Annotated in this window: 16 protein-coding genes and 3 pseudogenes; 9 read left to right on the top strand and 10 right to left on the bottom strand. The window is 68.2% G+C overall.

All coding sequences use genetic code 11. The features are described from left to right. Positions 1-11 precede the first annotated feature (11 nt). The 8 genes and pseudogenes from AC2VOK_RS10890 to AC2VOK_RS10855 form a co-directional block, all read left to right on the top strand. Positions 12-1,178 carry an acyl-CoA dehydrogenase family protein gene (locus AC2VOK_RS10890; protein WP_428900497.1) on the top strand — a complete coding sequence of 389 codons (1,167 nt, stop codon included), beginning with the start codon at positions 12-14 and terminating at the stop codon, positions 1,176-1,178. Positions 1,179-1,259: 81 nt separating this feature from the next. Continuing rightward, a pseudogene (locus AC2VOK_RS10885) lies at positions 1,260-1,397 on the top strand (enoyl-CoA hydratase); the annotation flags it as partial. 2 nt (positions 1,398-1,399) lie between these two features. Beyond that, positions 1,400-2,548: a thiolase family protein gene (locus AC2VOK_RS10880; RefSeq protein ID WP_428900475.1), complete on the top strand. Its 1,149-nt coding sequence runs from the start codon at positions 1,400-1,402 to the stop codon at positions 2,546-2,548. Positions 2,549-2,655: 107 nt separating this feature from the next. Next, complete coding sequence (locus AC2VOK_RS10875) at positions 2,656-3,288, top strand: TetR/AcrR family transcriptional regulator (RefSeq protein ID WP_428900474.1); 633 nt, start codon at positions 2,656-2,658, stop codon at positions 3,286-3,288. After that, positions 3,285-3,790 (top strand): annotated as a pseudogene (locus AC2VOK_RS10870) (hypothetical protein). Before AC2VOK_RS10875 ends, AC2VOK_RS10870 begins: the two are co-directional and overlap by 4 nt. A gap of 117 nt (positions 3,791-3,907) precedes the next feature. Continuing rightward, positions 3,908-5,179 (top strand): cytochrome P450, encoded by a 1,272-nt coding sequence (locus AC2VOK_RS10865; protein ID WP_428900473.1) that lies wholly within the window; start codon positions 3,908-3,910, stop codon positions 5,177-5,179. Further along, positions 5,176-5,373, top strand: a complete 198-nt coding sequence (locus tag AC2VOK_RS10860) for a ferredoxin (RefSeq protein WP_428900472.1) — start codon at positions 5,176-5,178, stop codon at positions 5,371-5,373. Before AC2VOK_RS10865 ends, AC2VOK_RS10860 begins: the two co-directional genes overlap by 4 nt. Before the next feature lie 43 nt (positions 5,374-5,416). Next, positions 5,417-5,566, top strand: a pseudogene (locus tag AC2VOK_RS10855) (DUF1330 domain-containing protein); the annotation flags it as partial. Between the two features lie 25 nt (positions 5,567-5,591). On the opposite strand, the gene AC2VOK_RS10850 reads toward AC2VOK_RS10855, so the two are convergent. From AC2VOK_RS10850 to AC2VOK_RS10820, 7 genes are read right to left on the bottom strand one after another with little or no spacing between them, the layout of a single operon-like run. Then, on the bottom strand, positions 5,592-5,786 hold the full coding sequence (locus tag AC2VOK_RS10850; RefSeq protein WP_428900471.1) for a ferredoxin: 195 nt from the start codon (positions 5,784-5,786) through the stop codon (positions 5,592-5,594). Positions 5,787-5,797: 11 nt separating this feature from the next. Continuing rightward, positions 5,798-7,003: a cytochrome P450 gene (locus tag AC2VOK_RS10845; RefSeq protein ID WP_428900470.1), complete on the bottom strand. Its 1,206-nt coding sequence runs from the start codon at positions 7,001-7,003 to the stop codon at positions 5,798-5,800. A gap of 35 nt (positions 7,004-7,038) precedes the next feature. Beyond that, the gene (locus AC2VOK_RS10840; protein ID WP_428900469.1) at positions 7,039-7,284 is read right to left on the bottom strand and encodes a hypothetical protein; all 246 of its coding nucleotides are present in this window, start codon (positions 7,282-7,284) and stop codon (positions 7,039-7,041) included. Beyond that, positions 7,281-8,222 carry an alpha/beta hydrolase gene (locus AC2VOK_RS10835; protein ID WP_428900468.1) on the bottom strand — a complete coding sequence of 314 codons (942 nt, stop codon included), beginning with the start codon at positions 8,220-8,222 and terminating at the stop codon, positions 7,281-7,283. Before AC2VOK_RS10835 ends, AC2VOK_RS10840 begins: the two co-directional genes overlap by 4 nt. Next, entirely contained in the window at positions 8,219-9,880 is a 1,662-nt protein-coding gene (locus AC2VOK_RS10830) for a thiolase C-terminal domain-containing protein (protein WP_428900467.1), read from the bottom strand. The genes AC2VOK_RS10835 and AC2VOK_RS10830 overlap by 4 nt, the downstream gene beginning before the upstream one ends. Beyond that, positions 9,862-10,158 carry a ferredoxin gene (locus tag AC2VOK_RS10825; RefSeq protein ID WP_428900496.1) on the bottom strand — a complete coding sequence of 99 codons (297 nt, stop codon included), beginning with the start codon at positions 10,156-10,158 and terminating at the stop codon, positions 9,862-9,864. Before AC2VOK_RS10825 ends, AC2VOK_RS10830 begins: the two co-directional genes overlap by 19 nt. 8 nt (positions 10,159-10,166) lie before the next feature. After that, positions 10,167-11,474 carry an NADH-ubiquinone oxidoreductase-F iron-sulfur binding region domain-containing protein gene (locus tag AC2VOK_RS10820; RefSeq protein ID WP_428900466.1) on the bottom strand — a complete coding sequence of 436 codons (1,308 nt, stop codon included), beginning with the start codon at positions 11,472-11,474 and terminating at the stop codon, positions 10,167-10,169. Between the two features lie 36 nt (positions 11,475-11,510). Between AC2VOK_RS10820 and AC2VOK_RS10815 the strand changes: the two genes are divergently transcribed. Next, positions 11,511-11,984, top strand: coding sequence for a hypothetical protein (locus AC2VOK_RS10815; RefSeq protein ID WP_428900465.1), 474 nt, complete (start codon positions 11,511-11,513; stop codon positions 11,982-11,984). Between the two features lie 5 nt (positions 11,985-11,989). Here AC2VOK_RS10815 and AC2VOK_RS10810 read toward each other — a convergent pair whose 3' ends face one another. From AC2VOK_RS10810 to AC2VOK_RS10800, 3 genes are read right to left on the bottom strand one after another with little or no spacing between them, the layout of a single operon-like run. Then, positions 11,990-12,856 carry an alpha/beta fold hydrolase gene (locus tag AC2VOK_RS10810; protein WP_428900464.1) on the bottom strand — a complete coding sequence of 289 codons (867 nt, stop codon included), beginning with the start codon at positions 12,854-12,856 and terminating at the stop codon, positions 11,990-11,992. Between the two features lie 16 nt (positions 12,857-12,872). After that, positions 12,873-13,274: a Rieske (2Fe-2S) protein gene (locus AC2VOK_RS10805; protein ID WP_428900463.1), complete on the bottom strand. Its 402-nt coding sequence runs from the start codon at positions 13,272-13,274 to the stop codon at positions 12,873-12,875. 1 nt (position 13,275) lies between these two features. After that, positions 13,276-14,421: an amidohydrolase family protein gene (locus AC2VOK_RS10800; RefSeq protein WP_428900462.1), complete on the bottom strand. Its 1,146-nt coding sequence runs from the start codon at positions 14,419-14,421 to the stop codon at positions 13,276-13,278. Positions 14,422-14,427: the final 6 nt, after the last annotated feature.

The raw sequence follows: 14,427 nt of genomic DNA, 5'->3' as shown, positions 1-14,427 counted from the left end.
CCGGCACCGGGATGAATTTCGAGCTGAGCGAAGACCAGGAGCTGATCCGCCGCTCCGTGGCCGAGCTGGCGAGCAAGTTCGACGACCACTATTGGATGGAAAAAGACCAGGCGCACGAATTTCCGACCGGGTTCTACCGCGCCATCGCCGACGGCGGCTGGCTGGGCATGACGATCCCCACCGAATACGGTGGCCACGGCCTAGGCATCACCGAAGCCACCATCCTGCTCGAGGAGGTCGCCAAATCCGGCGGCGCCATGAACGCGGCCAGTTCGATCCACCTGTCGATCTTCGGGATGCAACCGGTGGTGGTGCACGGCTCCGACGAACTCAAGGCACGCACGTTGCCCAGCGTCGCGACCGGCGAAACCCATATCTGTTTCGGCGTGACCGAACCGGGTGCCGGGCTCGACACGTCGCGCATCGCCACGTTCGCCAAGCGCGACGGGGATCGCTACATCGTCAACGGCCGCAAGGTCTGGATCTCCAAAGCCATGGAGTCCGACAAGATTCTGTTGCTCACCCGCACCCAGAGCTATGACGAGGTGACCAAGAAGACCGACGGCATGACGTTGTTCCTCACCGACCTCGACCGTGGCAGCGTCGATATCCGCCCGATCCGCAAGATGGGCCGCAACGCCGTCAGCTCCAACGAGCTGTTCATCGACAACCTCGAAGTGCCGGTCGAGGACCGCGTCGGTGAGGAGGGCAAGGGTTTTCAGTACATCCTCGACGGCCTCAACCCCGAACGGATGCTGATCGCGGCCGAGGCCCTCGGCATCGGCCGGGTGGCGCTGGACAAGGCGGTGAAATACGGCAACGAGCGCGAGGTCTTCGGCCGGCCCATCGGCATGAACCAGGGCCTGCAGTTCCCGCTCGCCGACTCGCTGGCCCGCCTCGACGCCGCCGAGCTGATGTTGCGCAAGGCAACGTGGCTGTACGACAACGGGAAACCCTGTGGGCGCGAGGCGAATACCGCCAAGTACCTGTGCGCCGACGCCGGCTTCACCGCGGCGGACCGGGCGTTGCAGACCCACGGCGGCATGGGTTACGCGGAGGAATACCACATCACGCGCTACTTCCGTGAGGCCCGGCTGATGAAGATCGCGCCGGTCAGCCAGGAGATGATCCTGAACTTCCTGGGGTCAAACGTCCTGAAACTGCCGAAGAGCTATTGACCCAGCGATGACGGATCCTGTCCGCTCCTCAGCGGATCGCGACGGCGTGCGCGCTTGAGCCTGGCGGCCGGTTCGCCCGTCGCGCCGGCCGACGAGGCCCGCGCTCAGATCGTCAAATTCGCCACGGCGGATGCCATGGTCGCCTATGCCGCCTTCGCCGAGCGCCGAGACGCGTCGTTTACTGGTCACTGGGCGCTGACAACATCGGAATCGGAGTGAACATGCGTGAAACGGTCATCGTCGAAGCGGTGCGCACGGCAGTAGGGAAGCGAAACGGCGGCCTGTCGGGCATGCACGCCGCCGACCTGTCCGCGGTCGTCCTCAACGAACTGCTGGAACGCGCGGGCATCGACCCGGGGATCGTCGACGACGTGATCTGGGGCTGCGTGTCGCAGGTCGGCGACCAGTCCAGCAACATCGGCCGCTACGCGGTGCTGGCCGCCGGCTGGCCGGAGACCATCCCCGGGACGACGGTCAACCGGGCCTGCGGGTCCAGCCAGCAGGCCCTGGACTTCGCGGTCCAGGCGGTGATGTCCGGCCAGCAGGACGTCGTCGTGGCCGGCGGTGTCGAGGTCATGAGCCGCGTTCCCCTCGGTGCGGCCCGGGCAACGGGGATGCCCTACGGGCCCAAAGTGCTTGCCCGCTATGACGAATTCTCCTTCAATCAGGGTCTGTCTGCGGAAATGATCGCCAAGAAGTGGGGGTTCTCCCGCACCCGGCTCGACGAATACTCGGCCCTGTCCCACGAGCGGGCCGCCGCGGCGCAGGACCGCGGCGCCTTCACCGACCAGATCGTGCCGGTCTTCACCGAGGAAGAGGCCGTCGTCACCGCCGATGAAGGCATCCGGAGGGGGACCACCGTCGAGAAACTGGGCACGCTCAAGCCCGCCTTCGTCGAGGACGGCGTCATCCATGCGGGCAATTCCTCGCAGATCTCCGACGGCGCCGCCGCGCTGCTGGTGACCACTTCGCAGATGGCAGTCGAGCTGGGGTTGACCCCGATCGTGCGCTACCGCGCCGGTGCGGTCACCGGCGCGGATCCGGTGCTCATGCTCACCGGCCCGATCCCGGCGACCGAGATGGTGTTGAAAAAGGCCGGTGTCGCGCTGTCGGAGGTGGGCGTGTTCGAGGTGAACGAGGCCTTCGCCCCGGTGCCGCTGGCGTGGCTGGCCGAGACGGGCGCCGATTCGAGTCTGGTCAACCCGCTGGGCGGCGCCATCGCCCTGGGGCATCCGCTGGGTGCTTCCGGGGCGGTGCTGATGACGCGCATGGCGTACCACATGCGCGACCACGGGATCCGTTACGGACTACAGACCATGTGCGAAGGGGGCGGCACGGCCAACGCCACGCTGGTCGAGCTCGTCGCATAGCGGGCGGCGCTGGCCGAAAAGCATCCGCGGTGAGACCCTTGTCACAGCGGATAAACCAACCTACTGTGTGTTCACTAGGTTGTTCAGTCCGGCGACGAAGGGGTGCCGTGGCCGACACGCGGCGATACGACACGCTGCTCGCCAAGGGCGAGGACCGCAAGCAGCGGATTCTCGAGGTTGCCCAGCGCCTGCTCATCCGCAACGGCTGGCGCAACACGACATTGGCCCAGATAGCCGGCGAGGCCGGGGTGACCCCCGCGGGCCTGCTGCACCACTTCGAGTCCAAGGAGCAGTTGCTGCACGCGGTGCTCGACGCCCGCGACCTCGACGACGAGGTGCACGCCGACCGGACCGGAGATCTGCTCGCCCAGATCGCCCAGGTCGCCGACCGCTTCCACCGGGCCCCCGAACTGGTCGGCACGTTCACGGTGCTGCTGGTGGAGAACATCCTTCCCGAGGCGCCGCTGCACGACCGCATGCTGGCCAGGCACCGGGCCGCTCTCGACATCGTCGCCGACCTCATCCGCAGCGGCCAGGCCGACGGCCGCTACCGCACGGACATAGACCCCGCCATCAAGGCAGTGGAAATTCTGGCCTTCGTCCACGGAATGGAAACCACATGGTTGCTCGACCCTTCGATACCGCTCACCGAGGTGTTCAAGCAGTACGCCGAGACGCTGGCGCGGGACTTCGCGCCCCGCAGGACGAGCAAGACGTGCGCGGCGAGCGAGGCGACATGAAATACCGGCTCGACGTGGTCGCCCCCGACGTCGCCGACGTGGTCAGGTGCGCCGGCGGCTGGCTGTTCGACCGCGCGATGGCCGGATGGGACGTCACGGTGCTGGTCGCCGATCACCCCGACGCCCGGCCGCTGCAGATCCTCGGCGCACGGGTGCTCGACCTGGAGGACGTCCTGGCGACGATGGAATCCCGCCCGCGTCCCCAGGCCTGGCGGCCGCGGCGGACCTGTTCGGGTGCGACCCGCGGGTACGCCAGGGCGTGTTGCGGGCCCTCGACCACGGCGTCACCGAGGTCGCGCTGTGGGGAGAGGAGTGGCCGGCCGAACTCGACGAGAGTGTGGGCTTGGTGCAGCACCGCCTCAGCATGGCCGCGCAGATCTTCAAGTCCCGGGCGCTGGCGGCCGCCTTCGTCTCGGATGGCGCCGTCGGCCCCGCCGAGACGTTCCGCAGCGGGCTGCTGGCCTGGCCGTCGGTCGCCGCGGACCTCGTGCCGGCCGGCTGAACGGGCCGCAGGCAACTCGAGCAGTGCCCTCGTTGACGACGAATGCGCGCGTATGGAAATGTAATACTCATCTCTGAGAGGCATATTCTCACTAGCCGAGATCGAACGGAGCACGTAATGGTGAACGACCTCACCGAGATGGACTTCTTCCGCGACCAGAGCCTCGTCGAGAACCCCTACCCCTACTACGAGGCCCTGCGGCAGCAGTGCCCCGTGACCCGCGAGAACCACCACGGGGTGACGATGGTGACCGGCTGGGACGAGGCGTGTGCGGTGCTCAACGACGCCGAGACATGGTCGTCGTGCATCTCGGTGACCGGCCCGTTCCCCGGTTTCCCGGTACCGCTGGAAGGGGACGACGTCACCGAGCTGATCGAGCAGCACCGCGACGAGCTGCCGTTCAGCGACCAGCTGCCCACCCTCGACCCGCCGACCCACACCAACCACCGGGCCCTGATGATGCGGCTGATCACCCCCAAGCGCCTCAAGGAGAACGAGGACGCCATGTGGGCCCTCGCCGACCAGGTGCTCGACGGGTTCCTGGCGCCGGGCGAGGGGGAGTTCATCAAGGGCTTCGCGGGTCCCTTCACGCTGCTGGTGATCGCCGACCTGCTCGGGGTGCCCGAGGAGGACCGTGACCAGTTCGTCCAGAACATCCGCCGGCACTCGGGTGGGGGCGTCGGGGGCACCGGCAAGGAAGCATTGGCGCACAACCCGCTGGAATTCCTCTATGGCACCTTCGCCGAGTATGTCGCCGACCGCCGCCGCGAACCGCGCGACGACGTTCTGACCGGTCTGGCGACCGCGACATTCCCCGACGGCTCGGTTCCCGACGTCGAAGACGTGGCCCGGGTCGCCAGCAACGTCTTCTCGGCCGGGCAGGAGACCACCGTGCGGCTGCTGGGCGCCGCGTTGCAGGTCATCGCGGAACGCCCCGACATCCAGGCGCTGCTGCGCAAGGACCGCAGCCTGATCCCCAACTTCATCGAAGAGGCGCTGCGCATCGAGAGCCCGGTCAAGGGCGATTTCCGGTTGAACCGGGTGCCCGTCAACGTGGGCGGTGTCGACCTGTCCGCGGGCACGACCGTGATGGTCGTGCAGGCGGCCGCCAACCGTGACCCGCGCCGGTTCGAGGACCCCACCACCTTCGATCTGGCCCGCAAGAACGCCCGTCAGCACATCTCGTTCGGGCGCGGCATCCACAGCTGCCCCGGCGCGCCGCTGGCCCGGGCCGAAACGCGCGTCGCGATCGAGCGGCTGCTCGACCGGACCTCGGACATCAGGCTCGACGAGCGGGTGCACGGTCCGGCCAATGAGCGCCGCTACCACTATGTTCCGACCTACATCCTGCGCGGCCTGGCCGAGCTGCACCTGGAATTCCCGGCATGAGGGTCCGGGTCGACGATCAGTGCTGCCGCGGCCACGGCGTCTGCGTCACGCTGTGCCCGGAAGTGTTCAGCCTGACCGACGACGGCTACGCCGTCGCGACCGATGCCGACGTCCCGACGGAATTGGAGGCGGCGGTGGGGGAGGCCATCGACTCCTGCCCCGAACAGGCCATCAGTAAAACCTCACGCGGATAAGGAGATTCGGAGTGGCGAAAGGGCCGAAAGGATATGTCCTGCCGAGGGCACCTGGCACGGCGATCAGACCGTGCTGCTGGAGTTCGAATCGGTGGACGCGGCCCGCGCGTGGTACGAATCCGAGGGCTACCAGAAGGCCGCGAAGCTGCGCCGGGCGGCGGCCGACTGCAACGCGGTGATCCTCACCGGGTTCGACATGCCGTCGGCCCCCGGCCGAGCTACTCCACGATCGAGATCGCCTGACGCGGACACTGCCGGACGGCTTCCCGGATCTGCGCTTCGTTTTCCGGCGTGACGTCGGATTGCAGGACGCTCAGCATGTCGTCATCGCCGAGCTGAAAGACCTCCGGGATGATGCCCATGCACACCCCGTTGCTCTCGCACAGGCCCCAGTCGACTTCGATCTTCTTCACGCCCCACCCCCTCAGCGCAGCACCTTGACGGGCACGTTCTGCCAGCCCGCGACGTTCTGCATCTGGACGCGCTGCAGGCCGTCCCAGTCCAGCTCGTAGCGGGGCATGAAGTCGAGCAGCTTCTCCAGCGCGATCCTGCTCTCCAGGCGGGCCAGCGCCGCGCCCAGGCAACTGTGGATCCCGTACCCGAGGCCCAGGTGCTGTGCCTCGGTCTGGTCGCGCTCGATGTCGAAGGTGTCGGCGTCGGTGAAGGCCTCCGGATCGCGGTTGGCCGCGGCACCACAGAGGAACACCGGCTTGTGCGCCGGGATCACGCCGCCACTGACGCGCGCCTCTTTGAGCGTCCAGCGGACGTTGTACTGCACCGGTCCCTCGTAGCGCAGCAGTTCTTCCACCGCACCGGGGACCTTGTCGCGGTCCTCCTGCAGCTTCTGCCACTGGTCGGGATGCCGGGCGAAGATCACCGCCGCGTTGCCCATCAGCTTGGTGACCGTCTCGGCGCCCGCGCCACCCAGAAGCGTCGCGAACCCGCAGATCTCGATGTCGTCGAGCTTGCGCAGCTGACCGTCCTCGCCGGGGATCTCCGCGGCGATCAGCCTGCTGATCATGTCGTCCTGCGGGTTTGCGCGCCGCTCCTGCACCAGAGTGAAGTAGTACATCGCGGTGTCGATGCTGGCCTGCATGCCGGCCTCCCCGACCTCGATCTGCCCCGGTTCGCGGTGCAGGCTGGTGTCGATCCAGTGGCGCACCTGCTGGCGGTACTCCTCGGGCACCCCCGCCATCCGGGTGATGACCTCCACCGGGAACGGCCCGGAGAAGTCCTGCACGACGTCGAAGCGGTCGGGGTCGGCCGCGCCCAGGTACTTGTCGATGACCTCGATGATCGTCTCGCGCTGCGACTGAATGGCTCTGGGGGTGAACGCCTTGTTGAGCAGACTGCGCATGTGCCGGTGCTCCGGCGGGTCCATGAAGATGATCGACTTCTGCTCGGCGGGGATGCCCTTGCGCACCATCGCCAGGTCGCAGCCGCGCGCCGAGGAGTAGGTCTCGAAGTCCTTGAAGGCCGCCGCGACGTCCTCGTGGCGGGTCAGCGCGTAGAAGTCTTCCTTCTCGTCGTAGTACAGCGGCGCGGCCTCGCGCATCCGTCGGTAGATGTCGAACGGATTGGTGAAGTACTCCTCGGAGAATGGATCGAAGACGACCTGAGACTTGGTCACTGCACACTCCCTCGTGTCAGCGCGGGTCGGGACCGTTACGGCTGAATGCCTGACTGTAACGCTAACGGTAGCGGTTCGAGCGCGAAGCCGGAAGAACCAAAACGTGCCACGTCGGTCATCTCGATGAACGACGCCACGGAGCGCCCCGCGGCCACCAGGCTCGACACCCGGCTCGTCGCGCTGCCCTGAGGCAGTGCCGCCACAAGTGCGGACTCCGGGAGGCCGAGCCGTTCGACCAGCCGGATTGCCTCCGCGAGCAGCCCGATGAATCCGACCCTCATTCGGGGTCCCCCTCCGCCGAGCGTGACGCTGCCGCCACGTTCGGGTCCGACGGTGACGCTGGCGTCACGCTCGACGCGGCTTTCGCGCAGTCCTGCACGAACGAAAGCACCTTCGCGTGGTACTGCGCGGCGGTGTGGCCGAGGCTGAGGTTGTGTCCCGCCTGCGGCTGCCGGTGGACGGTGAACCGTGGCGCCCCGGAGAACAGGGCCGCGATCTCGTCCATCGCCGAGCCGTCGTTCTGCCAGACCTTTTCGTGCTCGGCGATGCTGAACTGCACCGGGACGCGCACGGCGGGGGCGAGCGCGGCGAAGTCCCGGCGGACCCAGTCCGCCACCATGTGCTCCTCGTAGGCCGGGGCCGTCGGAGAGACCGTGGCACCGCCCAGGACCTCGGGCGGGTAGAGCTCCTCGGGGTGCCACAGCAGTTCGCGGAGCCCCGCCGGCCGGCGTTCCCGCGTCGCGGCTTTCAGGATTTCGCGGGCGTCGGGGTGATACTGCCGGCCGGTGCCCGCCAGTTCCATGCCCAGCAGGCCCGCGCCGCGCTCGTCGGCGCCCATCCGCACCGCGAGTTCGCAGCCGCCCGAATGGCCCATCAGGAACACCCCGGCGCCCCGCGGCCGTTCCCCGAGGATGCGATCCAGCGCCCCGTAGGCGAGGTCGACCCGCTGCTCGGGCCGGAGCACTGCCTCCGGATAGGGCGCCGAGCTGCCGTAGCCCGGGCGGTCGAGCGCCACCACCGTGAATCCCGCTGCGGCACCGGTCCGGAGCAACGACAATGACGGGTGCCCCGGGCAGTGGAAGTAGATGGCGGTCGTCCCTCCGCCGTGGATGGCCACGATCACGGCCGTGGGATCTTCGGGATTTTCGGGCTCGGCGACCAACGCCGACATCGGCACCCCGTCGACGATGACGAGCCGGGGCCGAACCGCCTGAGTCATGTGTCCGCCCGCAGCAGCAGCACGCCGCTGGGTGTGAGGCCACCGCTGCTGACCACGCCGACCCGGGCGTCGGCGACCTGCCGGTCACCGGCCTCCCCGCGCAGCTGGGTGACCGCCTCGTGGATCAGCCCCATGCCGTGGGTGCGGCCGTGCGACAGCTGGCCGCCGTGGGTGTTCAGCGGCAGCAAGCCGTCGCGGGCGATGTTCTTGCCTCCGTCCAAAAAGTCCTTGGCCCCGCCGATTTCGCAGAAACCCAGCGCCTCGATCCAGGACAGGCAGTTCATCGTGAACCCGTCGTAGAGTTCGGCGACGTCGACATCCTCGGGCCGCAGCGACGTGCGCGTCCACACATGCGCGGCCTGGCCCAGGACCTGCGGCTCGTGGGTCAGGGTGCTCTGGTCCCAGTCGATCCGCTCGCTGATCTGCGTTCCGACCGCCTCCACCAGCACCGGCGGCTTGGCCAGGTCGCGGGCCGCGTTGGCGGCCGAGACGATCACCGCGATCGCTCCGTCGCAGGGCACGTCGCAGTCGTACAGGCCGAAGGGTGTGGTGATGGGCCGCGCGTTCAGATAGTCGTCCATCCTCATCGGTGACCGGTAGACCGCGGTCGGGTTCAGCTCGGCGTTGGACCGCTGGTTCAAAGCGATCCAGCCCAGCGTCTCTTTCGTGGTGCCGTAACGGTGAAAGTGCCGCTGCGCGTTCATCGCCAGCGTGTGCGCCGCGGATGTCGCACCGAACGGGAACATCCAGCCGGCCATCCGGCCCATGGACGGCGCGATCTTGCCCTGCTTCATCAACTCGTTGAACGTGGCCTCCCACAGCGTCCGGAAGCACAGCACGTGGCGCGCCAAGCCGCCGGCGACGGCGAGCATCGCCGCGATCACCGACCCGCCCGGGCCGAACGTCTCGATGCCGCCGTTGTGCCAGGTCGGCCGGATGCCCAGCGCCGCCTCCAGCGCGGTCACCCCGCCCTCGCCGAACCCGCCGAGGTTCCCGCCGCCGGGATAGGTGGACAGCCCGTCGATCTCGGCGAATGTCAGCCCGGCGTCGGCGACGGCCGCCTCGCAGGCCTGCACGGTCAGCGACAGCGGCGGTTGCATCAACCGGCGCCCGATCGGCGACATGCCGATGCCGGTCAGCGCGACCTTGTCCTCGAACTTCTCGGTGGTCAGCATCGGCCGCACGTGGTCGGAAAAGCGCTCCGGCGCGATCTCGTCGACGGGCAGAGGGCCGCGCTCGGCGCCGGCCAAAGGTCGGAACAGCGGAAGCCAGACATCCTCGTGCTGCTCGAAGAGCACTTCCACCTGCCGGCCGAGTTCGAGCTCGCCGAAGTCGCATTCGACGATGTTCGTGGTCAGCCGGACCCGCGGGTCCTCGGCGACCGCCACCTGCGCGACGACGTACGGCGCCGGCATGTCGGGCAGGCTGAACCGGTGGTTCACGGTGAACCCGGCCAGCGTCGCCCTGCCGGAGACCGCGCGGATCCCCATGTCGCGGGATCGGCAGTACCGGCACACCGGGGCCGGCGGGTGGATCAGCGATGCGCAGGCCCGGCATTCCTGCAGCCGCAACACGCCGTCTGCTCCCGACGTCCAGAAGAACTCGTTGTCCTGCGTGATCAGCGGCAGGGGCCGGCCGGTCAACGCGTGAAACCCCATTCGGCCTCGTTGGCCTCGGTCTTGAGGTGCTCGGCGGGATCCGCGTCGCCGCCCAGCAGCGGTGCCACGTCGTCGGGCCGGCGTTCGTCGAGTTCCATGATGGCGTGCGCCGGGCAGTCCATCAGCGCCCGCATGACGTCGTCGCGGTCGGCTTCGGCGACGGTGCCATCCCCGATCACGCAGGCGTATCCCCAGTCGTCGAGCGAGAAGTAGCCGGGCGCGTGCGTGGCGCAGATGCCGAAGCCGTCGCAGCGGGTACGGTCCAGATGAATTCTCAGCGGCTTGGTCACGCGGAATGCACCGCCTCGACCTCGTAGGGACGCTCGGCGCGGAACGGGTCGACACCGCATGTCTCGCAGGCGTTGTCGAGGTGGTGCGCCACCTCACCGGGGAACTGGTCGAGCAGGCTCGCCGCCACGTTGGTGGCGGCATCCAGCGTCGCGCAGGCGCCCCGGCCGCGCAGCGTCACCGACCAGCGTTGCAGCCGGCCCAGGTCTTCGGCGCCGGCCGCGCCGTCGCGCAACGCGCCGGTGACCGCGGCCATCGCCGCGGTGCCGTTGAAGCACGAGCCGCACTGCCCGGCGTTCTCGCGGTCGAAGTAGGCCAGCACCGACGCGGCGACCGCGACCGGACAGTCGTCGGTGATCACCGCGATCGCTCCGCACCCCAGGCCGCTGCCGAGGCCGCGCAGCGTCTCGTGGTCCAGCGTGACGTCCAGCACGCCACGGTTGAGCAGCCCGGCGAAGTAGCCACCCAGCAGGGCTCCCCGCACCCGCTCGGGCGAAATGCTTTGCAGCGCAAGGAGTTCCGTGAACGGCAGGCCGTACGGGATCTCGTAGAGCCCGGCCTGCCGGCTCCCGCCGGTCAGCGTCGCCAAAAAGGTGCCGGGCGACAGCGAGGTGCCCAGCGAGCGGAACTCCGCCGAGCCGTGGCGCTGCAGGTAAGGCAGGTTGGCCAGCGTCTCGACATTGCTGACCAGGGTGGGCCGCCCGCCGACGCCGGATTCGAACGGGCGGGGTGGCTTGTCCGTCGGTGTGGCCGGGCCACCGTTGATGAAGCGGGTGAGAGCGGTCTCCTCACCGGCGATGTAGGTCGGCTCGACGTCCCACAGCTCGACCGTGAGGTCCCCAAGCGCACCGGATTCCAGTTCGGCCAAGGCGGTTTCGACACTGCGCGCCGACTCCGGGTCGGAGACGTAGACGTGAGCGCGGTGGGTACCCACCATCGCCGCGGCGAGCCGCAGCCCGTCGAGGACCAGGTGCGGCCGGTGCCGCAGCAACCAGCGGTCCTTGATCGACGCCGGCTCGCCCTCCTCACCGTTGGCGACGACGACGGCGCCCCGGCCGGCACGCCCGTTGTCGCGCACAGCGCGGGCTTTCACCGCGAGCGGGAAGGCCGCACCGCCACGGCCCTGCAGGCCGCTGCGCTCGACGTCGTCGAGCAGTGCGTCGGGGGCCGCAAGCGCTTGATAGCCGCCGCGCGCCCGGTATGTCGCGTAAGCCTCACGCGCGCGGCCGGGCTCGTCGCCGAGCAGCCGCGGCACACACCCGGGCCAGGCGGTGACGGTGATCGCCGGCGCGGCGCTGGTTTCCATCAGCTGACTCCCAGCGTCACAGTTAGGCTTGCGCACATGCGAACTGCCGTCGTGCGCGTCAACGTCGACCCGCCGGGTCTGCTGACTCCCGCACAACTAGGCCAGGGCATGGCGGCGCTCCCCGGGCTCGCCCGCGAACGGGGTGCCGACGTCGTCCACAGCGACCTCGCCGCGATGCCGCCGGGCCGCCGGGAGGCGGAGCTGCTCATCGCCGGCGACGACGCCGAGGCCCTCAAGGAGAAGGCGATCAGCCTGTGCGCCAAAGCATTCGGCACTGCCCCGGCCGCCGGGGTGGTGACCTTTGTCAGCAGGGGCACCGACGACGATGCGCACGGTGTGCTGTCGGCGTTCGGTCTGACCGGGGAGATCGTTCGCACGCCCGGCGACGACGGCTTCGACATCGTCCACGTGACGCTGTGCGAGGCCGACCTCGATCGCGTCCCGGAAAGCCGGATCCACACCGCGCTCGAGGCGTCGCTGAACTGCGAGGTGCACATCCGCACCGTGTGAACGCATCAGGAGCCCAGGAATTCCAGGATCGGGGGGGCGGCCTGCACCCAGGTGTCGAACATGTTGAAGTGCTGCACCCGGCCCGCCGCGCGGTCCTCGGAGGCGCGTTCCCAGGCGTCCTCGGGCCAGGGCGGGTCGATGAGCTTGGATCCCTTGATCAGGCAGCTGACCTCCAGCGACGTCCGCTTCGGGTGATCCATGTCGTTCTCGCCGCCCCGGATGATCAACGTGGGAACCTTGATCCGGTCGAACATCTCGTCCTCGACGCCGGGAATGGTCTGGCCGGGCTTGGACACGAACGCGTTCAGCCAGCGCAACATCACCTTGAGGAACTCGCCGGAGTCGAAGTCGAGGAACCGCTGTTTGTTGTCGGGGTTCTCCTCGATCCGCTCCCGCCATTCCGGCACCTTCACCACGCCGTCCATGCCGGTACCCCGCACGGCGAGGATGCTCGGCACGATGTAGTAGGAGCCCAGCACGAAGGTGCCGTAGATGCCGCCGACGATGTTCCACACCACGAGCTTGGAGACCATCTCGGGGTAGAGCATCGTCGTGAGGATGGAATCCCTTGCGCCACCCGAGCCCCCGGCGAGGATGCAGCACTCGAAGCCCAGCCCGGTCACCAGCTTGTGCAGCGTCTCGGCGCGCATATGCGACTCGCTCTGCCCGTAGAACTGCACGTCGGAGGCGCCGCAGTTCGGCCGGTCCCACAGCAGCACCCGGTACCCGCCGGCGACGAGTGCCTCGGCCAGCGGGCGCAGCCCCGGGATTTCCTTGCTGAACCGCCCGCCCGGCGTCATGGCGATGAGATCACCTGTTTCACCGAGGATTTCGTAGACTACGTTGCCCCCGTTTACTTCGATAGAAGACACAGACTCTCCTGTAGTGTCACGCCATCACCAGAACGTCGTTGCCGACCACCCGCACCGGGTAGGTGCGGATGCTCCACTCCGGCTTGACCGCTGTCGTGCCGGTCGCCAGCTCGAAACCCCATTGATGCCAGGGGCAGTAGATGTACTCCAGGTCCCGGACCATGACCGCGTCGCCGGCCGCGGTCTCGTCGACGACGGTGCGGCCGCGGGCGCGGCCCGAGCACAGCGGCCCGCCCTGGTGTGGGCAGTAGTTCGCGATGGCGTAGAAGGTGCCGTTGACGTTGTAGACCCCGACCCCGTGCCGGCCGATGGGGACCAGCTTGTGGGTTCCGGGCGGGATCTCGGCCACCGTCGCGACGACGTGCTCGCGGCCCTGAGCCAGACGCTGCTGGGGCCGCTCGGCGAGTTCTTCTGTCAACTCAGAACACCCGGACCTGACCCTCGAGCACCGGAACCGTCTCGGGGAGGTGATATGTCGCGATGCCGTTGGTGAACATCACCGCTTCGCGGGCCGCCTTGGGTAGGTGTTTGACCAGCCAGCGCGGGTCGTCGAACGTCCAGTGTGGGTAGTCCGAGGAGTAGAGCAGGATCTTGTCGCACTCCATCCACTCCAGGGCGCGGGTCAACTCGGTCTTGTCTTCGGGGTAGTCCAGCGGCTGGGTGGTGAACTTGATGTGGTCCTTGACGTATTCGGACGGCTTGCGCGTGATGTCCATCCAGGATTTGCGGGCCTCGTAGATGGCGTCCATGCGCCACATCAGCGGCAGGATCCAGGTGAACGCGTGCTCGACGAACACGATTCGCAGCGTCGGGAATCGGTCGAAGACGCCGTCGAAGATCAGGCTCATGACCTGATTGGCGGCCAGCAGCGAGTAGGTGACCATGAAGTCGTGGTTGTAGCTGGGATAGCCCACCGGCGGCGTCGGCAACTCGTCGAAGTGGCTGCGGGACAGGTGGCAGCTCACGGTGATGTCGTGCTTGGTGGCCGCCGCCCAGATCGGGTCGTATTTCGGGTGGCCCCAGGACGGCCGCGGCTCGGCCTTGATCAGGATCTGCGCCATGTAGGGGTGCCCCGCCCAGCGCTCGATCTCGCGCACACCGGCGTCCGGTTCCTCGACGGCGGCACAGATCGAGCCGCGCCACCGCTCGTGCCAGTTGTTGTGGCTGTCCAGCCAGTGGTTGGCCTGCCAGTCGTTCAGGGCGCACGCCATCGCGTGCTGGGCTTCGGGCAGGCGTGCCGGGTAGGCGGCGGGTTCCAGGATCGCGATGTCGGAGCCCGCCTCCATGATCAGCTGACGGAACGCCATGTCCGGGTCGCTGCAGGGGAATTCGCCGTCGGGTGGGAAGGTGTCCACGCGCATCGCATAGCTGTGTGCGTAGTCGGGGGCGTCGTAGTAGATCTGCTCGCCTACCTTGCGGGTGAGGAAGTACTTGCTGCGCCACGGTTCGGGGATGTAGGCAAGCAGTTCTCCGCGCTTGGGCGTCGGGTGGACATCCGAGTCGACGCACCGGACGGCTATGCGCTCGGCGGCGGGAACCCGTTCGTGCATATGGGTCAGCGTCATCTCGAC

Source organism: Mycobacterium sp. TH-M116 (genome assembly GCF_057473685.1).
The sequence above is the reverse complement of the archived record's forward strand: the minus strand, read 5'-3'. Positions and strand labels throughout refer to the sequence as shown.